Here is a 25,172-nt window from a genome sequence, read left to right as displayed (position 1 = left end):
GGCGCTCCTGTGTCAGGCTCCGGCCGCAATCAGCAGCTCGGCAATTTCGTGGTACCCTTTCTCTCGCGCCAGTTCCAGCGGGGTTTTACCGTATTTATCCGTCATGTGCGGGTTTGCGCCATGGTCGAGCAGCAGCTTAACGATCTCCTGCTGCTTCGCACCGCCGTCATTTAGCACGATGGCTTCCAGGAGCGGCGTCCAGCCAACAAAATTAGTATGGTTGACATTGATATCGGTACGCAGCAGCAGCTCGCGCACGATCTCGACATGACCTTTTTCGCTGGCTGGTGTAATACCAACGCCGCCAAAACGGCTCAGGCAATTGAGATCGGGGTTCGCCGGTAATACCGTACGCAACAGCGTTAAATCATTCGTCAGGCAGCTAATCAGGAAGGGGTTAAAACAAGTTTGATCTTGTTTATTAATATCGGCACCCGCAGCAATCAATAAAGAAACACAGTCATAATGTTTATTCAGGCTGGCAATAATAATGGCAGTACGCCCCTGGCGGTTAGTGGCGTTAATATCCACATTTTTTGCCAGACAGGATTTTAATCCATCGGCATTGCCCTGTTCTGCCGCCAGCAGAAATTCAGTAATGAGTTCTTTCTCTGACATAATCGCTCTCCTGCAGTTTTTTAGACTTTTTAAATATCCGATAACCTGAGAATAGCAATAGAGTGCAGAGAATAACATCCGCTTAAATTTCATTCATCGTTAGCGCATCGATTATTGAATCAATTTTAACAATGAGGACAAAACGTGCTGTAGTGCAATCTTTCCCTTATGGCTGGGCCCCTTTTAGCCACTAATCAGTAGTCCGGGAAATCAGGCGGTATGCTGCACGGATAGCGGCCTGCAATTAAAATACAGAAGTGTGATTGCCTTCAAATCAAATGTAAAACTGGTGTTAAATTCTGTTCAAAACTGATTGCTCTGTATAAGGATTACAAATACATTCAACAATCATCGTGTTGCGGATGCGCATTGTCGCCGGAGGGGAGAAAGATGAATTCAATATTTACCGAGGAAAACCTACTGGCATTTACGATGGCTGCCCGCTATAGCAGTTTCAGCAAGGCGGCGGAGGAGCTTGGCTTAACCACATCGGCAATTAGTTACACCATTAAGCGCATGGAAATGGGTCTCGACGTGGTGCTGTTTACCCGCAGTACTCGCAGCATTGAGCTGACCGAGTCCGGGCGTTACCTGTTTCGCAAGGCGACCGACCTGCTCAACGATTTCCACGCCATCAAGCGCAGCATTGATACCATCGCTCAGGGAATTGAGGCTCGGGTGCGCATCTGCATTAACCAGCTGTTGTATACCCCTCAACATACGGCGAGGCTGCTGCAGGTACTCAAGAAACAGTTTCCAACCTGCCAGATAACCGTCACTACAGAGGTGTATAACGGCGTCTGGGATTCGATCATCAACAACCAGGCCAATATCGCCATTGGCGCGCCCGATACATTACTGGACGGCGGCGGAATTGATTACACCGAGATCGGCGCGATCCGTTGGTCGTTCGCGATTGCCCCGGATCATCCGCTGGCGTTTATGCCTGAACCCATTTCTGAGAGCCAACTGCGCCTGTACCCGAACATCATGGTGGAAGACACCGCACATACCATCAATAAGAAGGTCGGCTGGCTGTTACACGGACAGGAGTCGATTCTGGTTCCCGATTTTAATACCAAGTGCCAGTGCCAGATCCTGGGGGAGGGCATCGGTTTTCTGCCAGACTATATGGTGCGCGAGGCGATGGAAAAGTCGTTGCTGGTGACACGGCAGATCCACAACCCGCGTCAGGATTCACGAATGCTGTTGGCAACCCAGCATTCGGCAACCGGTCGTGTCACTCAGTGGATTAAAAAAGAGTTTGGCCCGCAAGGGATACTGACGGGGATTTATCAGGATTTACTGCATCGGGCGTGATGCACCGGATGGCTGTTATACCTTCCGGTGCATATTAGATAATCAGGCGCGGATATCGTCGTACTCGCGGGTTTTATCAAATTCATGTTTGGCAAACGGGCACAGCGGAATAACTTTGCGGTTTTCAGCGCGCATCTTCTCTACCACTTTCGCCACCAGCTGTTTGCCGACGCCCTGACCTTTCAGACTGGGATCGACATCGGTATGTTCAATGATGCTCAGATGCTCGCCCGTCGGCACGAAAACAATCTCGGCAACCTGGTTGCCCTCAGCATCATTGACATAAAACTTGTTATGGCCGGCAAGAATTTCCATGCTTCCCTCACTCATTTTTGGCGATATTTCAGCGCACCGCTCGGACAGGTATCGATGACCTTGATGACCGTAGCAACGTCCACTTCATCCGGAATAATCCACGGTTTACGTTTCAGGTTAAACAGCTTCGCGCTTCCCCGCACGCAATTGCCCGAATGCTGACACATCGCCGTGTTGAAGTAGACGTCAATCTTCTCGCCGGTATAGGCCCGGTAACCTGCATCCAATAGTTCCTTATCCACGACATTGCCTCGCATTTTTTTATTGTCTGGGTCTAATCATAGACCTATGCGAGGCTGAAGGAAGCGGCTGAAAGCAGAAATATCATTCAGGCTTTTTCTGTATCGACGGCTGCGGCTCTGGCGGCAAATACTCCAGCATCGCAGGCGTCGGCGGCGGGAGGCGGTTATCGGCAATATCCCTGTCCACATCGATATGACTGATTTCGCCATTCTCATGATGGTGGACCGTCAGCACCCTCGCCTTGTTCAGTTCCGTAACCAGCTCCCGGGTAATACGCAAACTTTCTGCCAGCTCATGGTCTTCAAGCCCGGGTCTGCGACTGCGGCGTTCGACCCGAAAACGAAACTGGTTGTACTTCGCCCAGCCAATCAGCACCAGGCCGTTGACCAGGGCGACAAGGATATAAAACGTGACCGTATCCAGCGTGGTGAAAAAGGGTCGCACACCCATATACGGTGAATGCGCCAGGGCTGTGATCAGCCCTTTATAGATCAAATAGATAAATCCAACCCATGCGATGACCGTCAACAACACATCGATGATGCGCGGCAGCAAACGCCGCTCCGTGAAGATCAGTGGCTGGTTCATGATTCAATCCTCCCAATACCGCGGTCTGGACTCACCCAACGCGCTCTGCCACGTTTGCGTTTGAGCATCACTTTCGGGAACGCGACCAGCGTGGTGAACAGGCTTAGCATCCAGTACACCACCGGGAACCAGATAATCCAGAACAACGAGGCGCCAATGCCTTTTTCATAGCGTCGTTCAATCATCAGGCTCACCGCAAACTGCAGCAAGCACACCACGCCGAGGATAAGCCCGGTAAAGGCTGGCGGGAAAAGATGCTGTACATACAGCGAGTCCGGCATCGGGATCATCAGTCCTAACAGGAACAGCACGATACTGATCGCATAGGCAAAAGACCAGGCGGTAGAAAAACAGAACTCAAGAAACAGCGGCCACATGCGACGGAACTCCCACGACCACAGACGACGCATGTTAACGATAAACACCTCTGCACCCCCCTGCGCCCAGCGCAAACGCTGCTTCCATAGCCCTTTTAATGTTTCAGGCATAAGGATCCAGCACAGTGCGCGCGGCTCAAAGAATACCGACCAGTGGCGCAATTGCAGCTTCCAGCTGATATCGATATCTTCGGTGATCATGTCCGGGCTCCAGTAACCGACCTCGGCCAACGCGCGACGACGAAACGCCGCAACTACGCCGGAAACGGTAAAGATCTGCCCATAGACTCGCTGAGTACGCTTAATTAAGCCGATAATGGAAGAGAACTCACCGACCTGCACACGACCGATTAACGTAGAGCGGGTTCGAATACGCGGGTTCCCCGTCACTGCACCAACGCGCGGGAACTGGATCAGCGGAGCCACAATATAGGCAACGGCATCACGATCCAGTAACGCATCGCCATCAATGCACACCAGGTAATCACTGCGCGCAGCGGCTGCACCGGTCTTGAGCGCCAGCGCTTTACCCTGGTTTTCAGCCAGATGAATCACCCGCAGGCTGGGGTATTCCACTGCCAGTTGTTCCAGCACGTCGTGAGTGTCATCCGTCGAGCCATCGTTGATGGCGATCACTTCGATATTCTTATATCGCTGTGCCAGTGCTGCCTCAATGGTTTCACGCGCGTTGATCCCTTCGTTAAAACAGGGGATCAGAATGGAAACCAGTGGATTCCCCGGCAGAGTCGGTGGTGGCGTGTCATCTCCCCATTTCCAGTGACGTTCACGGTAAAACCAGAAATAGACCCCGCCGCTTATCCACAAAGCAGACATGAACAAAGGCCAGAAGAAGACGAAGTTCAACATCACTTCACCTGTAAAGATGACAGCCACGCCAAACGGCAGGCTGAACATCAGGCAAAGTATCAGGAAAGCAATAATGCGATCGGTCATTTTTGCGGATACCAGTATGAGGAGAACGTCGAGCGAATCTCTGACATCTCAGGTTTGTCGCTGATGAAATCATCCGGGTAATAGCCGTAGTTACCTGCACCGCTTAATTTCAGCTGGCGCATCCATTCGGCTATTTGTTTTCCGCTGATTTCAGCCTGATCCCCGGATTTACGCCAGTCTCGTGCCTGCAGTTCAAACACGGTTTTATCCAGCGCCCCAGGGGTTTGTGCAACGGCATTCACCAGTCGGTCAAGCCATGCGTTGGCATCATTGGCCGGGATCTGTTCCATGAATGGCATCGCCATCGGCGCCGTCCAGTCATAGGTATTGAGGAAATCATTCAGGTTTTGTGCAAACCAGGCTTCACTTTCAGGCTCCAGTACCGGCATGGCGTAAATATTGCGCGCAGTTTGCACCTGTGGACCGCGAATATTACGCACCGTCCGGGTCAGTTGTTTGGTGAAGTCAATAAGCATCTTACTTTTCAGGCGAGTCCAGCGCTCGAACGCCTGAGGATTATTACGTATTTGCTCGATACTGCCCGGAAGCCCTGCGGCACGGTAGGCGGCTAACGCCTCCGGTGACGCATCTTCAAAATCCGTCAGGAAAGCATCGTCATGAAACAAAATACCTTTGAAGCTGGCGTGCTTCGCCAGGTCTTCATAGATTTCAGTGATGCGTTTGCGCGCTTCGCTGTCCCAGGGCGAGAGACGAACATAGTTCTCATGATTGATAGCAGTGCGTCCCGTTTTCGGATCCCATGCGGTTACGCGTGGAATGGACGCGTCGAGATCGAAAGCCAGAACCGGCATCCAGGCATACACCGTCACCCCGGCCCGCGTTTGTAACTGCCAGGAGATATAGTTAAAGAGATCGGCACGCATCGGCAGCCAACGGTTAGGGAAATAGAGTTCGCGAATATTCCCGTCGCCCTGCGGATCGGCGTACGCTTGCAGGAAGACATGAGAAATACGCATGTCATAAACGCGCTGGATCAGCTTATCGATATTTCGCTTCTGCTGAGCAGGGTCTTTGTCATACACGTAATCCAGATCGACATGCATCACGCGCATCGTCTGCGGTTCACGGACCTGAGCGACCTGACTGGCAAAGCGCTTAAGGGATGGGTTATCAGAAATCAGCACGCGCGGAATATCATCGAGAAACGCGGCATTCGCCAACCCTTCATTAAGCGTAAAGGCCATCTTATAGCCATGCTCTTTGGCCAGGTTTAACGTTGTACCGTTGGCTGCGCCGTAAGGCCATACCCACGCGCGCGGCGATTTGCCGGTCACCGCTTTGATCTTGTTAGTGATCAGAGAGATATCCGTGTTTATACGTCGCGTGTACTGTTCGTCCGTTTCGTAAGTGCCGGTTTTCTTATCATACAGGCGGTTCGCCACAGCGGGCTCTTTACTCCCCTGCGGGTTGGCCTCAGCGCCAAAGTGCGAGTTCCAGGTGTGCGCACCGACTTCCACCAACGGCGACTTGCCCATTTCTTCGACCATTTTCCAGGTGGCGAATTTATCTCGCGCGGTCATTAAGCCGCCAAAATCGACTTTTTTGTTGGCTGGCGCATCAACCCAACTGCCTACTGGCGCCCAGAGCGCAGGCCAGTTGTAGGCTTTCAGTAGCGGCCAGACGCGGGTATAAAAACTGCTATATCCATCGTCAAAGGTGAGCAGTACCGCTTTTTCCGGCAGTACAATTTTACCGTCATGGGCGTCCAGAATTTGCTGCACGCTGATCGGTTGATAGCCATTATCACGCAGCCAGGCCATTTGGTCGCTCAACGCGCTGGTACGCACAGAGAGGTAGCGCTGGTCGGCTGCACCATCCTCCACATCATGGTAGCCGAGCACCAGAAAGCTATTTTTCGGCCACGGATGATCCGCCGTCAGCGGCGTTCTCTCTGCGGGAGGAACATAGCGAGGCGTTGTATTGTGCGCGCTGCTGCACGCGGTAATCATCAACCAGCCAGCGATTAATGCGCTAAGCCACAGGCATCTTTTCAGCATGAACAATCCTTAAAACCTGACATTTAAATCGAAAGCGAGGGAGATATTCCGCTCACGTTTACCGTCATAGGGGCGTTTATCCCAAATCAGCATCACCCCGCCGTCTACGACGTTGTTCCATTTAAGCCGTTGGCCGTATCCCACCTGGACGATAGCGCCTGCATCTTCACCTTGCTGCCAGTAGCCACCTACGCCAGCCAGACCTTGCTGCGTCCAGACGGTATCATAGTGGCGGTAAAGAACCTGCTCTGCGCTCAGGCCAGGGACAACCGAAAAATCACTCTTCGGGTTGTAATACGGAACATTTTCTTTGGTGTTGGTGCTCCCGCCGATACCCGGTGTAAAGTCCAGCGTGAAGCGCGGCGTGGTCCACATGCGCTCTTTTCCGCTGAGTCCATATTCGATGCGATCGTTACCGTCCGAGAAATGTGATGCGGCAAACGACAGTTGATATTCACGTCGTTCGTTTTGATACCAGCGAACAAACATATCGCCGCCGTTGGCATACACGCCGCTACGCAGCGCGCGCAGTGGCGTGTTGCGCGAAAGACGCTCGGCCGACCCACCAACGCGCCAGTTGTCATTGAAGTCATGCCAGCCGGATAGACGCCCGCCAATCTTCTGACCATCGCCATAATTTCGGCCAGACACTTCCATTTCCGCCCAGTAATCGCGGGAAGTCCATTCTGCACCCGCCGCCAGATCGCGGCTGATGCCCTTCCCTTCCTCAAATTCACCAGTAGCAAAGTTGAATCCGGTAAACAGTCGCCAGTTGTCATTAATCGGCGGACTGTAAATAGCCGTGTTGATGTTGAAGTCATTCTTACCGCTGACCGGGCTATCGGACGAGATCCCCTGCGTTCCGCTAATACGCACTTCCGACATTTTGTGGACATCACGAATACGCGCGAGGCGCAGCGTCGCTTCATCATCCGGGCTACGGGCAATAACGTCATCCGTCAGTTCATCTGCCTGTTTCCACTCCTGAAGATCCAGTGCAACGTAAGCCTGCTGACGTTCCAGCTCCAGGTTGCTTGGCTCAATGACTTCCGCCAGCTTAAGCTCTTTCTCCGCCGCATGCGGCAATCCACGCGCTTCAAGCACAGAGGCATAAGATATGCGCAATCCCTGGTTACCAGAGCCTGTTCGTGCCAGATGCTCTGCGAGCTTTTCTGCCTCTGGCAGTTCATTGGCAGCGATATGATATTGCGTCAGTAGCGACTGTCCGAGCAGCCAGTTATCGTTAGGCTGCGGCGTTGGCGAGCCATAGATACGCCGCAGATACGGACTCTCTTTGATCAAATCATCGACTTGTTTTTTGGCAGCATCGAAGTTTTCATTATCAATGTGCGCGTAGAACAGATCTTGTTGATCCTCAGGACTGAGCGGCGTCACCGGGATAGGTCCATTCGGGTAGTAGATGCTCGCCAGCATCGCTTCGGTTTTTTCCGGCTGGCGTTCGCTTAACCATGCTGATGCCACCCAGCGTTTTGCATAGTTTGGTACTTCGCCGCTTGCAGAAAGGGATTCATACTCATCAATCACTTCGGCAGTACGCTTACGCACCAACAGGGCACCCATACGGTCAATTCTCGCCCGACGGACATCATTCTGCGCAGACGGCTCATCTTTCCAGGCCGCCAGCAACTGGTCATAACGGGCCAGCGCTTTATCGGCCACGATAAACCGTTCTTCTTCATTACGTGCGGACGTATAGGAGGAGCGTACCATTTCAGCCGCCGCATCAAGCTCAAGACGGCGCTTCACTGGATCAGCCGTGGGAACGACCTCCGCCATATTTAAAGCGGGTCCGGAAACGCGGTTCGCCGACAGCGCAGATAGCAGCGTGGATTTTGCATTTTTGTTGCCTGGATCAACATCATCCGCCTGGCTGGCAACCAACAGTGCATCCCAGTTTTTCCCCTGAGAATGATATACGTAGGCAAGCAGTGCGTCGGAGTCTGCGCCCGGATGCGCCTGCGCCCATTTATTCGCTTCAGTAAGGGCTTGTTGGTTGTAGCGCGCATCCGCCAACGTCATTATCCAGCCGGTGCGTACATCCACGTTATCAGGCTCTTCCTGTAAAACGCTTTCCCACACCGCCAATGAATCATTCCAGTTTTTCTGGTTACGGTACGCACGTGCAGCGGCGACTTTGCCGCGCGCAGGCACATCCATCTGCCCACGATACCGCTGCCAGATTTGAATGGTTGTTTTATCGTTGTTCTCAACCCAACCAGAAACTTGCAGCCAGTCGGCAACCTGATTTGGCGTTAGCGCACTTTTCTTTCCCTGATCCTCAAGGTAGCGCAATAGTGGCGCACTATTCCCCCCCCGCGCTTCAATAACCAAAGCATCATAATCTGATACCGCAGCAGAGATTTGCATAGGGAAAAGAATGCTTGCCGTAAATAAACAGCTTACAGACTTAAAACGTTTAATGAAGTTGGCATGTCGACGCATACTGAACATATCTGCCCTTATATCTTACATCATAGTAAAAATAAGCGTTTTCAATAAGTTACGGTCAATCCCTGACAGTTGCCGACCATGTAAGATGCACTGCCGCTTATTTCGTAATAGGGTTATGAAGCAATTAATTCTTTCGTCTTATTGACTACCCGCACCGCGTCCTCTAATCGTTGGACAGAAGGCATAAACTCGGGAATTTTATCACTCCATGTAGTTCGTGGCTACGCAATAAGAAAAGTCTTAGGCAAAAAAGTATTTTAGACTAAATAATCCTAATACTCTTGGGATTGAATTCTGGATTTAAACAAAGTTTGCCCGGTGACATCATGTGACGATGCTTACTATTGCTGGTTAGCATAGCTACACCGCGCAACTGTTTGCATGGTAACTATTTTGAGAGGTGAATAGAGAAAAATCTGATAATAGGCTCTCTGCTAACAACAAAATATAACTTAATTTTTAGGGCTCAAACAGGGCCAATGAAATGAAAATAAGGGTACAGGCGCAAGAAGAATTAGATACAGTAACAATGCGTTGAAATCAAACAACTTTATTTATCATTTTTCGAAACCTACCATAATTGGTATTTGGAAACTCAATCAAATACGTGCGTGATTAATTGTGTATTACTCTACCTGTTAATATATTTACCAACCTTGCGTACTATTGACAATATCAACCACAATCAATTATTTCCCCTTACAATATGCAAGCCTATTTGCATTACAAGCAACTGATAGAAGCATAATTTTTTGCACTTACCTTCCCCTCAGACTTTCAGGTAATCTGGGCAAAGACGCCAATGGGAGCCGGTCAATGAAAATCGTTAATGCAGAAGAAAAGCACATCCCCGCCATACGCGATATCTATGCACATCATGTTCTTCACGGTACCGGCAGCTTTGAAACCGACCCGCCGGATGCACACGAGATGCTTGCTCGTCTGGAAAAAATCCGCAGCCTCGGGCTGCCGTGGGTCGTCGCTCTGCAGGAAGATAAGGTCATCGGGTATTGCTACCTCACCCGCTACCGCGAGCGCTATGCTTACCGCTATACCCTTGAGGATTCGATTTATATTGCTCCAACGGCTCAGCGTCAGGGTGTAGGAAAAACCTTACTGCGTCATGTGATTGGCTGGGCAGAAGCACAGGGTTATCGGCAACTGATTGCCATCGTCGGCGACAGCAATAATCAGGGATCGTTAAAAGTCCATCAGCAGGCCGGATTTACGCAAATCGGCACACTGAAAAACATTGGCTTCAAACATGGGCTATGGCTCGACACGGTATTGCTACAACGTAATCTGGGTGAAGGTAACGGCACGCTACCACCGGATTCCGGTGTCGCTATCTAACGTTTTTAAGGATTAACTACAGGGAGAGAATTTTTGGAGCGGGCGAAGGGAATCGAACCCTCGTATAGAGCTTGGGAAGCTCTCGTTCTACCATTGAACTACGCCCGCATCGAAGTGCGTAAGGGATTATAAACCTTACGCTCTTCTTGGCAAGGGACTAACCGACTGACTGGCGATTAAATCACCGTCAGCATTTTGGCTTACTGCCCTGCGGCGGCAAATAACGCAGCGGATCGATAGCTGTCGCCCGGTAGCGGATTTGGAAATGCAGCCGCACCGTAGTCGCATCCGAGCTGCCCATCGTTGCGATTTTCTGCCCAGCCTTCACGTTTTGACCGTTGTTCACCAGCATGGTGTCATTATGCGCATACGCAGTGATGTAGTCCTCACTGTGCTTAATCATGATGAGATTACCATAGCCCCGTAGCTGATTACCGACGTAAACCACCTTCCCGGCGCCGGCGGCATAAATCGGTGTACCGCGCGCAGCCGAGATATCAATGCCCTTGTTGCCGCCGTCCGCGGTTGAATAAGGCAGGATCACCTTACCGCTGGCAGGCCACAGCCAGCAACGTTGCCCTACCGGAGGCCAGGAAGACTGCGGTACGGACGAAGACGGTCTGACAGCTGCCGTTTTGGTTGAGGATTTCTTGGTTGTTTTGCCAGAGTTAGAACTGGTTTTCGCGCCACCGCTGACCTTCAGTTTTTGCCCTACTTCAATGGTATAGGGCGGTGAAATATTATTCAGGCGGGCGATCTCTTTCACGCTGGTCCCGGTAGCGCGCGAAATACGGTATAGCGTATCCCCCCGCTTCACGGTATACACGGAGCCGGAATAACTTCCTGTATCAGACGACTTGCTCCCGGAACACCCTGCTAACAGCAGACCGACGCACAGCAACATCACGATACCCAGGCCATTTTTCTTCAGGCGTCCTGCACTCAAAACAATACCTCGCAACATTTTCAGACGCTTTATCATAGCAGCCAGAAACCGGATGCCAAATCATATCGCGCAACGAACCGTCGGCCCTGGCATTTCACACCCTCTGTTAATCAATCTGACTTAATTAAGCATATAATATGGATGCTTAAGATTGATGGTGGACGCTATGCGACAGGAACATGTCATTTTATTGAATGAGCAGGGCCAACCCTGCGGAACGCTGGAAAAATATGCGGCGCATACCGCCACAACCCCCCTGCATTCCGCTTTCTCGTGCTGGATATTTAACGAGCAGGGCCAACTGCTGGTCACCCGCCGCTCGCTGCACAAAAAAGCCTGGCCTGGCGTCTGGACCAACTCTGTCTGTGGTCACCCGCAGTTGGGTGAAACCCACGAAGCCGCTATTGTCCGCCGGGCTCGCTTCGAACTGGGTGCAGACATCGACTCGCTCAGCCCCGTGTATGCTGACTTTCGTTATCGCGCTACAGACCCGAGTGGAATTGTGGAAAACGAAGTGTGCCCGGTTTATGCCGCACATATCGTGAGTCCGCTACAGCTAAATCCAGATGAAGTGATGGATTGCCAGTGGAGCAGTCTTGAGGATGTCTTAAGCGGGATTGACGCGACGCCGTGGGCTTTTAGCCCGTGGATGGTAATGCAGGTTGCAGACAAAGAAGCGCGTGCGCTGTTGCGGAATTACTACCAACAAATTATTGCCTGATGGCGCTACGCTTATCTGGCCTACATAACGAATCGTAGGCCGGATAAGGCGTCAGCCGCCATCCGGCATTTCACATCTTACTTAACCGGGCGCATCGCCGGGAACAGGATCACGTCGCGGATGGTATGGCTGTTGGTGAACAGCATAACCATACGGTCGATACCAATGCCCAGACCCGCAGTCGGCGGCAGACCGTGTTCCAGAGCGGTAACGTAGTCTTCGTCATAGAACATTGCTTCGTCATCACCCGCATCTTTAGCGTTAACCTGATCCTGGAAACGCTGCGCCTGATCTTCCGCATCGTTCAGCTCGCTGAAACCGTTACCGATTTCACGTCCGCCGATGAAGAATTCGAAGCGGTCAGTGATTTCCGGGTTTTCGTCATTACGACGCGCCAGCGGAGAAACTTCGGCCGGGTACTCGGTAATGAAGGTCGGTTGAATCAGGTGCGCTTCCGCAACTTCTTCAAAGATCTCGGTCACGATACGGCCCAGACCCCAGCTCTTCTCAACTTTGATGCCGATAGATTCAGCAATCGCTTTTGCAGAGTCGAAGTTATCCAGATCGGCCATGTTGGTTTCCGGACGGTATTTCTGAATCGCTTCGCGCATGGTCAGTTTTTCGAACGGCTTACCGAAGTCGAAGACTTCTTCACCGTAAGGCACTTCAGTCGTTCCCAGAACGTTCTGCGCCAGCGTACGGAACAGCGATTCGGTCAGTTCGATCAGATCTTTGTAGTCCGCATAAGCCATGTAGAGTTCCATCATGGTGAACTCTGGGTTATGGCGAACAGAGATGCCTTCGTTACGGAAGTTACGGTTAATTTCGAATACGCGTTCGAAGCCGCCAACCACCAGACGCTTGAGGTACAGTTCCGGCGCGATACGCAGGTACATATCCAGATCCAGCGCGTTATGATGGGTGATGAACGGACGCGCAGCGGCACCGCCAGGGATCACCTGCATCATCGGGGTTTCCACTTCCATAAAGCCGCGACCCACCATGAACTGACGGATGCCAGCCATAATTTGTGAACGCACTTTAAAGGTATTGCGGGATTCATCGTTAGAGATGAGATCCAGGTAACGTTGACGATAGCGCGCTTCCTGATCCTGCAGACCGTGGAATTTGTCCGGCAGCGGGCGCAGCGCTTTGGTCAGCAGACGCAGTTCGGTGCAGTGAATAGACAACTCACCGGTCTTGGTCTTGAACAACTTACCTTTCGCGCCGAGGATATCGCCCAGATCCCATTTTTTGAACTGCTCGTTGTAGACGCCTTCCGGCAGGTCATCGCGAGCAACGTACAGCTGAATACGGCCGCCAACGTCCTGCAGCGTAACGAATGATGCTTTACCCATAATACGACGGGTCATCATACGGCCAGCAACGGATACCTCAATGTTCAGCGCTTCCAGCTCTTCGTTTTCTTTCGCGTCGAAGTCAGCATGCAGTTGGTCTGAGGTATGATCGCGACGGAAATCGTTCGGGAACGGGATCCCCTGCTCACGCAGGCTCGCCAGCTTCTCACGGCGCGTTTTCAGTTCATTGTTAAGGTCGGCTACCGCGTCAGCGCCCTGTACGTGTTGTTCAGACATGTTGGTTCCTCATAACCCTGCTTTCAAACTTGCTTCGATAAATTGATCCAGGCTGCCATCCAGCACCGCCTGCGTGTTACGGGTTTCAACCCCGGTACGCAGATCTTTGATGCGGGAGTCATCAAGGACATAAGAACGAATCTGGCTACCCCAGCCGATATCTGACTTGTTGTCTTCCATCGCCTGTTTCTCGGCATTCTTCTTCTGCATTTCCAGTTCATAAAGCTTCGCTTTCATCTGCTTCATGGCCTGGTCTTTGTTCTTGTGCTGGGAACGGTCGTTCTGACACTGCGTCACAATCCCAGTCGGGATGTGGGTAATACGCACCGCAGATTCCGTACGGTTAACGTGCTGACCACCCGCACCGGAGGCACGGTAAACGTCAATACGCAGATCCGCCGGGTTGATATCGATATCAATATCATCATCAACTTCCGGATAAACAAACGCAGAACTGAACGACGTATGGCGACGTCCGCCGGAGTCGAACGGACTCTTACGAACCAGACGGTGTACGCCGGTTTCAGTACGCAGCCAACCGTACGCATATTCGCCAGCAATTCTGATGGTTACGGATTTAATACCCGCCACTTCACCTTCAGACTCTTCAATAATTTCAGTCTTAAAGCCGCGCGCTTCAGCCCAACGCAGATACATGCGCATCAGCATGCTTGCCCAGTCCTGCGCTTCCGTACCGCCAGAACCTGCCTGAATATCGAGATAGCAATCTGCGCTGTCATATTCACCGGAGAACATACGACGGAATTCCAGCTGGGCCAGTTTATCTTCCAGCGTGTCGAGTTCTGCTACGGCTTCGTTAAAGGTTTCTTCGTCGTCGGCTTCTACAGCCAGTTCCAGCAGGCCGGAGACATCTTCCAGGCCCTGGCTCATCTGATCGAGCGTATCAACGATGGCTTCAAGAGAAGAACGCTCTTTACCCAGCGCCTGCGCGCGTTCGGGTTCGTTCCATACGTCCGGCTGTTCCAGCTCGGCGTTTACTTCTTCCAGACGCTCTTTCTTGGCATCATAGTCAAAGATACCCCCTAAGAACGTCAGAGCGCTCCGTGAGGTCCTGAATGCGGTTATTTACCGGATTAATTTCAAACATTGTCTGATTTCTTTTATTGGACTAGTCAAAATGCGGTGATAAGAGCGGGATTGTAACTAATCCACGCCCTTTTTTATAGCGATTAGTGACGCTAAAGTGGCCAGATATTGTCGATTATAATCTGCAAACTACGGTTGCCGCGAAACTCATTAATATCCAGTTTGTAGGCAAGCTGAACTTCGCGCACGCCGTTGTCCGGCCAGCAGGTGGTATCGACGTTAAACGCAATGCCGTCCAGCAGCGGACCACCGCCTACGGGCTCGACCATTACCTTCAGATGACGCTCACCGACCAGACGCTGCTGGAGCAAACGGAAATGCCCGTCAAACAGCGGTTCCGGGAACATTTGTCCCCACGGTCCGGCATCGCGCAGCATTTGTGCGACCTCCATGGTCATCTCCGCTGCGCTCAGTGGGCCATCCGACACCACTTCACCTTGCAGTAAGGCGGGATCCAGCCACTCGGTAACCAGTTCGCCAAAACGCTGCTGGAAACGCTCAAACTGCGCCTCTTCAAGCGATAACCCCGCCGCCATGGCGTGACCGCCAAACTTGATGATCATGCCCGGATGAAGGGTGTCCAGGCGCTCCAGCGCATCGCGCATGTGCAGCCCCTGAATCGAACGTCCGGAGCCTTTTAGCGTACCGTCACCTGCCGGGGCAAACGCTATCACCGGGCGATGGAAGCGCTCTTTAATGCGCGATGCCAGAATGCCGACTACCCCCTGATGCCACTCGGGATGATACATTGCCAGGCCGCCCGGAAGCGTATCGCTACTGCGTTCCAGCTTTTCACACAGGGTAAGCGCTTCGGCCTGCATACCCTGCTCAATTTCTTTGCGCGTCTGGTTGAGTGCGTCCAGCTCATTGGCCAGCACGCGCGCTTCACCAATGTTGTCGCACAGCAACAGCGCTACGCCAACGGACATATCGTCCAGACGCCCCGCCGCATTCAGCCGTGGCCCGAGGGCAAAACCTAAATCACTGGCTGCCAGCTTTAGGGGGTCGCGATTGGAAATCTCCAGCAGCGCTTTAATACCAGGGCGGCATTTTCCAGCACGGATACGGCTTAAGCCTTGCCACGTCAGAATGCGGTTATTGGCATCCAGCGGTACCACGTCCGCCACCGTGCCAAGCGCAACCAGATCGAGCAAATCCGCCAGGTTCGGCGGTGCAATGCCTCGCTCATCAAACCAGCCTTTGTCACGCAGGAAAGTGCGCAGCGCCAGCATCAGATAGAAGGCTACACCAACGCCTGCCAGCGATTTCGACGGGAACTCACAGTCGTGCAGGTTAGGATTGATGATCGCCTCTGCGCCCGGCAGCGTATCCCCTGGCAGGTGGTGATCGGTCACAACGACCGGGATCCCCAACGTTCTGGCATGTTCGACACCCGCGTGAGACGAGATGCCGTTGTCTACGGTGACAATCAGCTGAGCACCACGGGCATGGGCCTGATCAACGACTTCCGGGCTTAAACCATAACCGTCCTCAAAACGATTTGGCACCAGGTAGTCAACGTTACTGCAGCCCAACGCGCGCATCGCCAGGATGCTTAGCGCCGTGCTGGTCGCGCCATCGGCATCGAAATCGCCAACAACGATGATGCGAGTTCCCGCACGAAAGGCGTTGTAGAGGATCTCAACCGCCTTTTCGACACCGTTTAAATGCTGCCACGGCAGCATTCCTTTGACGCTACGCTCAAGCTCCTGCGCGCTACGTACACCGCGGCTGGCGTATAAACGACGCAACAATGGCGGCAAGTCATCAGGCAGCTCGGCTGTCTCGTCGGCTTCACGCCGACGAAGTTGTATCTGTTGTTTCACGCGAATTATTTACCGCTGGTCTGTTTTGCATGTGCGTCGAGGAATTCTTTCATCTCTTTCGGGCCCTGATAACCAGGTACGACATAGCCATTGCTCAGCACAATCGCCGGTGTACCGCTGACGCCAAACTGTACGCCCAGCGCATAGTGGTTAGCGATATCCACATCACAGGTCGCCGCTTTCACGCCCTTGCCTGCCATCGCATCATCAAAGGCTTTGTTTTTGTCCTTAGCACACCAGATAGACTTCATGTCCTGCTCAGCCTGGCTGTCCAGCCCCTGACGTGGGAAGGCCAGATAACGAACGGTGATCCCCAACGCATTGTAATCTTTCATCTCTTCATGCAGCTTGTGGCAGTAACCACAAGTGATGTCGGTGAAAACGGTAATGACGTGTTTTTCCTGCGGCGCTTTGTAGATGATCATCTCTTTTTCCAGCGCGTTCAGATGCTTCATCAGCAGTTGGTTGGTGACATTCACCGGACTTGCGCCGCTCACGTCGTACATCGGTCCCTGGATAATATGTTTACCGTCTTCGGTAACGTACAGCACGCCGCTATTGGTCAGTACGGTTTTCATGCCCGCAACCGGAGCAGGTTGAATCTCGGTGCTCTGCACACCCAGCTTTGCTAATGACTGACGAATTGCCGCGTCGTCTGCATGTACCATGCCGGAAAACGCCGTCGCCAGAAGGGTGAACATCATAAAACGTTTTTTCATAGCCTATCCTATCCTGTCAGCACTCACGCTCGCGGGTGATGCTGTTGATGTAGTTGCCGCAAGCGCTCCGTTGCGACATGAGTATAAATCTGCGTTGTCGAGAGATCGCTATGCCCCAGTAGCATCTGCACCACGCGCAGGTCTGCGCCATGGTTGAGCAGATGCGTGGCAAACGCGTGCCGCAGGACGTGCGGTGACAGCTTTTCGCTGTCGATTCCCGCCAACACAGCATAGTGTTTGATACGATGCCAGAAGGTCTGACGGGTCATCTGTTGCGCCCGCTGACTAGGAAACAGCACATCAATCGATACGCCGTTGAGCAACCATGGACGCCCATGCTCCAGGTAAGTTTCCAGCCAGTACACAGCCTCCTCACCCAACGGGACAAGGCGCTCTTTGTTACCTTTACCGATCACCCGTACCACACCCTGACGCAGGCTGACGTCACTCATCGTCAGTCCTACCAGTTCAGACACGCGCAGGCCTGTTGCATACAGCACTTCCAGCATGGCTTTGTCGCGTAGCTCCAGCGGTTGCTCAATAAGCGGCGCTTGTAGCAGCCGCTCAACCTGCGCTTCGCTGAGATCTTTAGGCAGGCGCTGCGGAAGTTTAGGTGATGCAAGCGAGGCGCTGGGGTCATCTTCGCGATATTTTTCGCGGTACAGATGCTGAAAAAAACGTCGCGTCGCACTGAGCAAACGTGCGGAACTGGTGGCTTTATACCCTCCATCCATCCGCTCAGCCAGCAAGGCTTGCAGATCATCACTTTGCGCGGTCGCAAGCGAAGCGCCGCGGTGATGTAACCATTCCACAAGCATGGTCAGATCGCGACAATACGCACTTAATGTGTTTTCCGCCAGATTTCGTTCCAGCCACAGGGCATCAAGAAACTGCTCGATGCGCGCCAGATCCTGTTCCACTCGCGCCCCTTATTCCACTCTCATTTTTGATGCATTATGCCTCATTGTGCCGAGAATGCGGCGATTCTGTTACACTACCCGCAACGCTACAGCAGAATTGAGATGTTTACGTCATGAACATGGGTCTTTTTTACGGTTCCAGCACCTGCTACACCGAAATGGCAGCAGAAAAAATCCGCGATATCCTGGGTCCCGAACTGGTGACACTGCACAACCTCAAAGACGATTCTCCGACCCTAATGGAGCAATATGACGTGCTCATTTTGGGCATCCCAACCTGGGATTTCGGTGAAATTCAGGAGGACTGGGAAGCGGTCTGGGAGCAACTGGACGACCTCAACCTGGAGGGCAAGATTGTCGCGCTTTACGGTATGGGCGATCAGTTGGGATACGGCGAATGGTTCCTGGATGCGTTGGGTATGCTGCACGATAAACTGATCACCAAAGGTGTAAAGTTTGTCGGCTACTGGCCCACAGAAGGCTACGAATTCACCAGCGATAAACCCGTCATTGCTGATGGACAGCTGTTTGTTGGCCTGGCGCTGGATGAGACGAACCAGTACGATCTCAGCGATGAACGCATTCAGGCCTGGTGCGAGCAAATTCTTGGGGAAATGGCCGAGCACTGGTCCTGATAACCGATTTGCCGGATGACGGCGTAAATGCCTTATCCGGCCTGCATGACGCACCTAACTGTTGGCTTTCAAGCTGCGCGCCATCAGGCATGTGTCATGCGTTACCCTTGCTTCGCCTTTTGCAGCATCAACCGTCGTAAATCCCGCCACTCTGCATCATCCATACTGTCTGCTGCCAGCCACAAATGTTGACGTTTTCCGGCATCAGATCGCAAGCGTAGCATCATACCTGTTTTAACCATCCAGGGGGCGCTAACGATAGACCACTCTTGCCCTTGCCAGCGCAGACGGCCATCCATCAATAGCCGAATCTCACCCTGACAGGCGTTGATTCGACGCTGACTGCGAACGCTATCGAACACCACCAGAGAGAGCAAAACCAGCCATAATGGGGTGTAGCTCAATGGCCAGGGCATCAATAAAATAAACACCGCGACCAGCCCATGAATTAGCAGTGAAAGCCACTGCGCGCGCCATGATACGCGTAAATCAGATTGCCACTGGACCACGTTCCCGATTCCGTGTCTGGATAAGTCGCACCATCTGTTCCAGCTGCTCATCAGCTGGTTTCCCATGATTCATCAACCAGTTAAATAAATCTGGATCATCACATTCTAGCAGACGGATGAAGATACGTTTTTCTTCGTCACTTAAGCTGTCATATTCATGTTCAAAAAACGGCATGATCGAGATGTCCAGCTCGCGCATACCGCGGCGGCATGCCCAATGAATACGTGCTTTGTTGTTAATATCCATGTTCTTCTCCCTGTCTCGCGAAAACGAAGTATCCCGCTATTGTAACGTGTTTTTCCCGCTCTTTTTACGGGAATATCAGTAAACTGAAGCTCGCTCGCTAAATAAAACCTTATTAAGCCAAAGGATTCACCAATTTTGGATGTCTCCTCGCAAAGCACAATATATGGCACAAATAGCCTGTTTAAACCGCTTGCAATGGCCCATAGCTCTTTTACCATTAGTCATCATCACTGCGTTAAGCAAATCAGGACATTATTATGGCTTTTACATCTTTTCCTCCTCGCCAGCCTTTTGCGTCAACGCGTTTACCTCTGACGCTAATGACGCTCGATGACTGGGCGCTCGCCACCATCACCGGTGTCGACAGTGAGAAGTATATTCAGGGTCAGGTCACGGCGGATGTCAGCCAGATGACCGAGCATCAGCACCTGTTGGCTGCACATTGTGACGCCAAAGGTAAAATGTGGAGCAACCTGCGTCTGTTCCGCCAGGGTGACGGTTTTGCATGGCTTGAGCGCCGTAGCCTGCGTGATGCGCAGCTCACTGAGCTGAAAAAATACGCGGTCTTCTCGAAGGTGGCGATCGCCCCAGACGACGAGCGCGTCTTGCTGGGCGTAGCGGGATTCCAGGCACGTGCAGCGCTGGCCAATCTCTTTAGCGAATTACCGAACAGTGATAAGCAGGTCATTACCGAAGGTGCCTCCACGGTATTGTGGTTCGAACACCCTGCCGAACGTTTTCTGCTGATCGTTGATGCCACCACAGCAGAAACCTTGGTTGAAAAGCTGCGTGGCGAAGCTGAGTTAAATAACAGCCAGCAGTGGCTGGCGCTGGATATCGAAGCGGGTATCCCCGTTATTGATACAGCCAACAGTGCACAGTTTATTCCACAGGCTACCAATCTGCAGGCTCTGGGCGGGATCAGCTTTAAAAAAGGCTGCTACACCGGTCAGGAAATGGTGGCTCGTGCAAAATTCCGCGGAGCCAACAAACGCGCCATGTGGACTTTGGCGGGTGCCGCCGGTCGAGTACCGGAAGCTGGCGAAGACCTTGAATTAAAAATGGGCGAGAACTGGCGTCGTACTGGTACCGTACTTGCCGCAGTACAACTGGCCGATGGTCAGGTACTGGTGCAGGTTGTGATGAATAACGACATGGAGGCCGACAGCGTGTTCCGCGTCCGTGACGACGCAAAAACGCTGCGTATCGTACCGCTGCCATATTCGTTAGACGAAGAGTAATTGGTCGGCCTGATAAGCGCAGCGCCATTAGGCAATTCGGCACAGGCCGCCGGATTGCGGCATTGCCTCGTCCGGCCAACAAAATACAGCCCGGGCGAGGCGTTTACGCCGCCCCCGGGGTTGCACTGAATCTATGCGTGTTGCCCCACGTACAGATAGATCGCCAGGAAGTGGCAAACGCTGCCACCCAGCACAAAACCGTGCCAGATCGCATGGTTATAAGGAATACGCTTACAGACGTAGAAAATTACGCCCAGCGAATACACCACACCGCCAACAGCCAGCAACGTCACGCCTCCCGCCGCCAACTTCACCGCCAGTTGATACACCACAATCAGCGAAAGCCAGCCCATTGTCAGGTAAGTCACCAGCGACAGAATTTTAAACCGGTGTGCGATGGTCAGTTTGAATAAAATACCGAGCAGCGCCAGGCTCCAGATAACAATCATCAACCCACGAGCCAGCGGCGAATCAAGCCCCACCAGCAGAAATGGCGTATAGGTCCCGGCAATCAGCAGATAAATCGCACAGTGGTCGAATTTTTTCAGCCAGACTTTCGCTCTCTGATGGGGGATCGCGTGATACAAGGTTGAGGCGAGGAACAGCAGGATCATGCTGCCGCCGTACAGGCTATAGCTGGTAATCGCCATAGCGCTGGCATTGGTATCCACTGCCTGAACCAGCAACAACACCAGTCCGACAATCCCAAACACCAGCCCGATACCGTGACTGATGCTGTTGGCTATTTCCTCTGCCAGCGAATATCCCTGCACGATTAATGGCTTCTGAACCATAACTTACTCCCGAGAAACGAACCCTATCGTGATTGCTCCTCTAGCGTAACTGAGAATGGTTCCAGTGAACACCTGTTAGCTAAAATAATTACCAGATAAATATTTACCATTAAAAATCATGGTTTTAGTTTTTAAATTTCAGCTAACATGCGTACTATTAAAATCAAAGGCATTTAAAATCAATCACATAAAATTGCGTCTGATCCGGGTAAATCTCGGCAATGACACGTTTAAGTTCTTCAAGCGTCATGTTTTCCTGCTGGGCATGTTTATCCGTCAGCGTATCCAGCGTGACGGTTGAGGTGCCAACAACCTCAATCGTGCAGAAGTAACCGTCATCTTCGAAGCGCCCAACCCGTAAAATGTCCCCGGCTTTGAAGTGTGATTCAGACTCGTCACGAATAGTGATGGTCTTGCGTCCGGCCAGAATGTCATCCTGGAAACGCTGAAAAAAAGTGATGTCATTTGGCTGCATGTTATTATTCCCTGTAGATGAAGTCTGATGAGTGAGTTTTGCCATTGTGAGTATGTTCTCCCACGCTGCCATCGCCAGTCTCAACAATCTTGAGATGCTGGTCTACAACTATGTCATCAAAAACCGTGACAAAGTCATGTACATGACCATTCGCGAACTGGCCGATGCCGTGGGTGTTTCCACTACCACCGTACTGCGCTTTTGCCGCAAGCTTAAGTGTGAAGGTTACTCAGAATTTCGCGTGCGCTTCAAATTATATTTAGAGCAGAATGAACCGCAACAGGCTAATTTCGGTGCTAGCGAAATTATCAGCTTCTTTAAAGGCGTTAATAACGATGAGTTCGATAATCTGCTCGATCAGGCTGTTGATATTATATTATCTTCCGAGCGTATTATATTCGTTGGGGCGGGAACATCCGGAGCCTTAGCCAAATATGGCGCACGTTTTTTCTCAAACGTTGGAAAATTCAGTAATCACATTGATGACCCTTATTTCCCGGTAACGAATGACATGGCCAGAAACGCGCTGGCGATCGTGCTTTCCGTTTCCGGTGAAACAGAAGAGATCCTGCGTTTTGCCAGCCAGTTCAGCCTGCATAACTGTAAGGTCCTGTCTGTCACCAGTCATGAACATTCGCGGCTGGCCAAATTGGCTGACTTTAATCTCTCCTGGCACGTTCCACAGACGCGCATTGCCGGTGTATACGATATAACTACGCAGATCCCTGTTATTTATATTCTGGAATCACTCGGCCGCAAGTTGGCGAAAAGAATAGCGTAAAAAAAACAATCTGTTTTTTGGATGTAACAAATCACATTAGCGCTATTTTGTTATATCGTGACATTTATCTTTCCTTTGTTAGACTCAAAATCAGATGGTATTAATTTGAGACTGAGCGCAGATGAAAAAACTTACCTTACCAAAAGATTTTTTATGGGGTGGCGCGGTTGCGGCGCACCAGGTTGAAGGCGGCTGGAACAAAGGTGGCAAAGGCCCCAGCATTTGCGATGTACTGACCGGAGGGGCACACGGCGTTCCGCGAGAAATCACTCAGGAAGTTGAGCCCGGTAAGTACTACCCCAACCACGAAGCCGTCGATTTTTACGGTCATTACAAAGAAGACATCAAGCTGTTTGCCGAGATGGGCTTCAAATGCTTCCGTACCTCAATCGCCTGGACCCGTATCTTCCCCAAAGGGGACGAAAGCCAGCCGAATGAAGAAGGGCTAAAGTTCTACGACGACATGTTCGATGAAATGCTGAAGTACAACATCGAACCGGTCATCACCCTTTCCCACTTTGAAATGCCGCTGCACCTGGTTCAACAATACGGTAGCTGGACCAATCGTAAAGTCGTCGATTTCTTTGTCCGATTTGCTGAAGTCGTTTTTGAGCGCTACAAGCACAAGGTCAAATACTGGATGACCTTTAACGAGATCAACAACCAGCGCAACTGGCGCGCACCGCTGTTTGGTTATTGCTGCTCCGGCGTGGTGTATACCGAGCATGAAAACCCGGAAGAAACCATGTACCAGGTGCTGCATCACCAGTTCGTGGCCAGCGCTCTGGCAGTGAAAGCCGCACGCCGCATCAACCCGGAAATGAAAGTCGGCTGCATGCTGGCGATGGTGCCACTTTACCCGTTCTCCTGTAAGCCTGAAGATGTGATGTTCGCGCAGGAATCGATGCGTGAGCGCTACGTTTTCACCGACGTTCAACTGCGCGGCTACTATCCATCATATGTACTGAACGAGTGGGAACGCCGCGAATTCAACATCCGAATGGAAGCCGGAGATGAGCAAATCCTGCGTGAAGGCACCTGTGACTATCTCGGATTCAGTTACTACATGACCAACGCGGTAAAAGCGGAAGGCGGCAGCGGCGATGCCATTTCTGGTTTTGAGGGCAGCGTACCGAACCCGCACGTAAAAGCGTCCGACTGGGGCTGGCAGATTGATCCGGTCGGTCTGCGTTACGCCTTATGCGAACTGTATGAGCGCTATCAGAAACCGCTATTTATCGTAGAAAACGGATTTGGTGCCTACGACAAAGTGGAAGAAGACGGCAGCATCAACGACGACTATCGCATCGACTATTTGCGCGCCCACGTTGAAGAGATGATGAAAGCGGTAACGTATGATGGCGTAGACCTGATGGGCTACACTCCGTGGGGCTGCATCGACTGTGTCTCGTTCACCACCGGTCAGTACAGCAAACGTTACGGCTTTATCTACGTGAACAAACACGACGACGGCACCGGCGATATGTCGCGTTCACGCAAGAAAAGTTTTAACTGGTACAAAGCGGTGATTGCCAGCAACGGCGAGAAACTTTGATTTTTTGCCGGATGGCGGCGTAAACGCCTTATCCAGCCTACAGATTAAATTCCCGTAGGCCGGATAAGCGTAGCGCCAACCGGCGATTAAACCCTACTTCCCGCCAGCCAGTTCCAGAAAACTGCCCGTTACGTACGACGCCTTCTCGCTCAGCAGCCAGGTAATCGCCTGCGCGACCTCCTCCGGTTGTCCTCCGCGCTGCATAGGCAACATCGATTTCACGCGATCGACCCTTCCCGGCTCGCCGCCTGATGCGTGCATTTCAGTGTAGATAAGACCAGGTCGCACGCAGTTTACGCGGATCCCTTGCGCCGCAACCTCCAGCGCAAGGCCGGTGGTGAGCGTGTCCACAGCGCCTTTTGAGGCCGCGTAATCAACATATTCGAATGGCGCACCAAGCCGCGATGCCGCCGAAGACACATTCACAATCGCCCCGCCTTGCCCTCCGTGTTTGAAAGACATGCGCTTTACCGCTTCCCGACAACACAAAAAATAGCCGGTAACATTGGTCGCCAGCACGCGGTTAATTCTTTCGGCGGTTAAGCTTTCCACCGTGCTCTGTTCAAACAAAATCCCGGCATTATTCACTAACGCGGTCAGTGGTTCCCCTTCGCGGTCAATGCATTCAAACATTGCCACAACCTGGCTTTCATCGCTGATATCAGCCCGTAGAGCAAACGCCTTTCCCCCGGTAGCGGCAATGGTATTCACCACCTCCGTTGCTGCACGGATATTGTGATGAAAGTTAACCGCAACCGTGTAACCCTCTTGCGCTAACTGCAGCGCGGTTGCCCGCCCGATGCCGCGACTGCCGCCAGTAACCAATGCGATTCCCATGGATAC

The 25,172-nt window shown here is 52.1% G+C and carries 25 protein-coding genes and 1 tRNA gene; 7 read left to right on the top strand and 19 right to left on the bottom strand.

Features of this window, described 5'->3' with window-relative positions; translation table 11 throughout:
• Nucleotides 1–12: 12 nt before the first annotated feature.
• Complete coding sequence (locus OGY33_RS05590) at nt 13–618, bottom strand: ankyrin repeat domain-containing protein (protein ID WP_038633392.1); 606 nt, start codon at nt 616–618, stop codon at nt 13–15.
• Nucleotides 619–1,008: 390 nt separating this feature from the next.
• Here OGY33_RS05590 and OGY33_RS05585 point away from each other — a divergent pair, with 390 nt between their 5' ends.
• On the top strand, nt 1,009–1,938 hold the full coding sequence (locus OGY33_RS05585; RefSeq protein WP_149608196.1) for a LysR substrate-binding domain-containing protein: 930 nt from the start codon (nt 1,009–1,011) through the stop codon (nt 1,936–1,938).
• A gap of 42 nt (nt 1,939–1,980) precedes the next feature.
• Here OGY33_RS05585 and OGY33_RS05580 read toward each other — a convergent pair whose 3' ends face one another.
• From OGY33_RS05580 to pgaA, 6 genes are all read right to left on the bottom strand, one after another.
• Nucleotides 1,981–2,253, bottom strand: coding sequence for a GNAT family N-acetyltransferase (locus tag OGY33_RS05580; protein WP_003033869.1), 273 nt, complete (start codon nt 2,251–2,253; stop codon nt 1,981–1,983).
• 11 nt (nt 2,254–2,264) lie between these two features.
• Nucleotides 2,265–2,495, bottom strand: a complete 231-nt coding sequence (yjdI, locus tag OGY33_RS05575; RefSeq protein WP_003825544.1) for a 4Fe-4S mono-cluster protein YjdI — start codon at nt 2,493–2,495, stop codon at nt 2,265–2,267.
• Between the two features lie 82 nt (nt 2,496–2,577).
• A complete protein-coding gene (gene pgaD, locus OGY33_RS05570) occupies nt 2,578–3,084 on the bottom strand; it encodes a poly-beta-1,6-N-acetyl-D-glucosamine biosynthesis protein PgaD (protein WP_149608195.1) in 507 nt (168 codons plus the stop codon).
• The gene (gene pgaC / locus OGY33_RS05565; RefSeq protein WP_003033859.1) at nt 3,081–4,415 is read right to left on the bottom strand and encodes a poly-beta-1,6-N-acetyl-D-glucosamine synthase; all 1,335 of its coding nucleotides are present in this window, start codon (nt 4,413–4,415) and stop codon (nt 3,081–3,083) included. The genes pgaD and pgaC overlap by 4 nt, the downstream gene beginning before the upstream one ends.
• Nucleotides 4,412–6,433: a poly-beta-1,6-N-acetyl-D-glucosamine N-deacetylase PgaB gene (pgaB, locus tag OGY33_RS05560; protein WP_048215612.1), complete on the bottom strand. Its 2,022-nt coding sequence runs from the start codon at nt 6,431–6,433 to the stop codon at nt 4,412–4,414. Before pgaB ends, pgaC begins: the two co-directional genes overlap by 4 nt.
• Nucleotides 6,434–6,442: 9 nt before the next feature.
• The gene (gene pgaA, locus OGY33_RS05555; RefSeq protein WP_057067439.1) at nt 6,443–8,905 is read right to left on the bottom strand and encodes a poly-beta-1,6 N-acetyl-D-glucosamine export porin PgaA; all 2,463 of its coding nucleotides are present in this window, start codon (nt 8,903–8,905) and stop codon (nt 6,443–6,445) included.
• An 816-nt stretch (nt 8,906–9,721) separates the two neighbouring features.
• On the opposite strand from pgaA, the gene OGY33_RS05550 reads away from it, so the two are divergent.
• Entirely contained in the window at nt 9,722–10,258 is a 537-nt protein-coding gene (locus tag OGY33_RS05550) for a GNAT family N-acetyltransferase (RefSeq protein WP_191238151.1), read from the top strand.
• 34 nt (nt 10,259–10,292) lie between these two features.
• Here OGY33_RS05550 and OGY33_RS05545 read toward each other — a convergent pair.
• Nucleotides 10,293–10,366, bottom strand: a tRNA-Gly gene (locus OGY33_RS05545).
• A gap of 79 nt (nt 10,367–10,445) precedes the next feature.
• Nucleotides 10,446–11,204, bottom strand: coding sequence for an amidase activator ActS (gene actS / locus OGY33_RS05540; RefSeq protein WP_020996306.1), 759 nt, complete (start codon nt 11,202–11,204; stop codon nt 10,446–10,448).
• 166 nt (nt 11,205–11,370) lie between these two features.
• Here actS and idi point away from each other — a divergent pair, with 166 nt between their 5' ends.
• The gene (idi, locus tag OGY33_RS05535; RefSeq protein WP_191238150.1) at nt 11,371–11,925 is read left to right on the top strand and encodes an isopentenyl-diphosphate Delta-isomerase; all 555 of its coding nucleotides are present in this window, start codon (nt 11,371–11,373) and stop codon (nt 11,923–11,925) included.
• A 77-nt stretch (nt 11,926–12,002) separates the two neighbouring features.
• On the opposite strand, the gene lysS is transcribed toward idi, so the two are convergent.
• The 5 genes from lysS to xerD form a co-directional block, all read right to left on the bottom strand.
• Nucleotides 12,003–13,520: a lysine--tRNA ligase gene (lysS, locus tag OGY33_RS05530; RefSeq protein ID WP_005123357.1), complete on the bottom strand. Its 1,518-nt coding sequence runs from the start codon at nt 13,518–13,520 to the stop codon at nt 12,003–12,005.
• Nucleotides 13,521–13,529: 9 nt separating this feature from the next.
• A protein-coding gene (prfB, locus tag OGY33_RS05525) for a peptide chain release factor 2 (RefSeq protein ID WP_100194817.1) occupies nt 13,530–14,628 on the bottom strand; the annotation gives its coding sequence in 2 pieces (ribosomal slippage) (nt 13,530–14,552 and nt 14,554–14,628; 1,098 coding nt in all).
• Between the two features lie 91 nt (nt 14,629–14,719).
• A complete protein-coding gene (gene recJ, locus OGY33_RS05520; RefSeq protein WP_100271940.1) occupies nt 14,720–16,453 on the bottom strand; it encodes a single-stranded-DNA-specific exonuclease RecJ in 1,734 nt (577 codons plus the stop codon).
• A gap of 5 nt (nt 16,454–16,458) precedes the next feature.
• Nucleotides 16,459–17,172: a bifunctional protein-disulfide isomerase/oxidoreductase DsbC gene (gene dsbC / locus OGY33_RS05515; protein ID WP_048225463.1), complete on the bottom strand. Its 714-nt coding sequence runs from the start codon at nt 17,170–17,172 to the stop codon at nt 16,459–16,461.
• Between the two features lie 23 nt (nt 17,173–17,195).
• Nucleotides 17,196–18,092: a site-specific tyrosine recombinase XerD gene (xerD, locus tag OGY33_RS05510; protein ID WP_191238149.1), complete on the bottom strand. Its 897-nt coding sequence runs from the start codon at nt 18,090–18,092 to the stop codon at nt 17,196–17,198.
• Between the two features lie 113 nt (nt 18,093–18,205).
• Between xerD and fldB the strand changes: the two genes are divergently transcribed.
• Nucleotides 18,206–18,727, top strand: a complete 522-nt coding sequence (gene fldB, locus OGY33_RS05505) for a flavodoxin FldB (RefSeq protein ID WP_003026933.1) — start codon at nt 18,206–18,208, stop codon at nt 18,725–18,727.
• A 101-nt stretch (nt 18,728–18,828) separates the two neighbouring features.
• Here fldB and OGY33_RS05500 read toward each other — a convergent pair whose 3' ends face one another.
• Together OGY33_RS05500 and sdhE are read right to left on the bottom strand one after the other, a co-directional pair.
• Nucleotides 18,829–19,236 carry a protein YgfX gene (locus OGY33_RS05500; RefSeq protein ID WP_003825515.1) on the bottom strand — a complete coding sequence of 136 codons (408 nt, stop codon included), beginning with the start codon at nt 19,234–19,236 and terminating at the stop codon, nt 18,829–18,831.
• On the bottom strand, nt 19,217–19,483 hold the full coding sequence (gene sdhE / locus OGY33_RS05495; protein WP_003825514.1) for an FAD assembly factor SdhE: 267 nt from the start codon (nt 19,481–19,483) through the stop codon (nt 19,217–19,219). The genes OGY33_RS05500 and sdhE overlap by 20 nt, the downstream gene beginning before the upstream one ends.
• A 257-nt stretch (nt 19,484–19,740) precedes the next feature.
• On the opposite strand from sdhE, the gene ygfZ reads away from it, so the two are divergent.
• Complete coding sequence (gene ygfZ, locus OGY33_RS05490) at nt 19,741–20,724, top strand: tRNA-modifying protein YgfZ (protein ID WP_008785741.1); 984 nt, start codon at nt 19,741–19,743, stop codon at nt 20,722–20,724.
• Between the two features lie 131 nt (nt 20,725–20,855).
• On the opposite strand, the gene trhA is transcribed toward ygfZ, so the two are convergent.
• Together trhA and yqfB are read right to left on the bottom strand one after the other, a co-directional pair.
• The gene (gene trhA / locus OGY33_RS05485; protein ID WP_149608193.1) at nt 20,856–21,518 is read right to left on the bottom strand and encodes a PAQR family membrane homeostasis protein TrhA; all 663 of its coding nucleotides are present in this window, start codon (nt 21,516–21,518) and stop codon (nt 20,856–20,858) included.
• Between the two features lie 163 nt (nt 21,519–21,681).
• Nucleotides 21,682–21,993: a N(4)-acetylcytidine aminohydrolase gene (gene yqfB, locus OGY33_RS05480; protein ID WP_008785743.1), complete on the bottom strand. Its 312-nt coding sequence runs from the start codon at nt 21,991–21,993 to the stop codon at nt 21,682–21,684.
• Nucleotides 21,994–22,045: 52 nt separating this feature from the next.
• Between yqfB and OGY33_RS05475 the strand changes: the two genes are divergently transcribed.
• Both OGY33_RS05475 and bglA read left to right on the top strand, forming a co-directional pair.
• Entirely contained in the window at nt 22,046–22,774 is a 729-nt protein-coding gene (locus tag OGY33_RS05475; protein ID WP_008785744.1) for a MurR/RpiR family transcriptional regulator, read from the top strand.
• A 121-nt stretch (nt 22,775–22,895) separates the two neighbouring features.
• Nucleotides 22,896–24,329 (top strand): 6-phospho-beta-glucosidase BglA, encoded by a 1,434-nt coding sequence (gene bglA / locus OGY33_RS05470; protein ID WP_032944895.1) that lies wholly within the window; start codon nt 22,896–22,898, stop codon nt 24,327–24,329.
• Nucleotides 24,330–24,422: 93 nt separating this feature from the next.
• Here the strand turns inward: bglA and OGY33_RS05465 are convergent, their stop codons facing one another.
• A complete protein-coding gene (locus OGY33_RS05465) occupies nt 24,423–25,166 on the bottom strand; it encodes an SDR family oxidoreductase (protein WP_136392329.1) in 744 nt (247 codons plus the stop codon).
• Nucleotides 25,167–25,172 lie beyond the last annotated feature (6 nt).

Source organism: Citrobacter sp. Cpo032 (assembly GCF_030332975.1).
In the GTDB taxonomy this organism is placed as follows: Bacteria; Pseudomonadota; Gammaproteobacteria; order Enterobacterales; family Enterobacteriaceae; genus Citrobacter; species Citrobacter portucalensis.
This window is presented reverse-complemented; position numbering and strand designations above follow the sequence as displayed.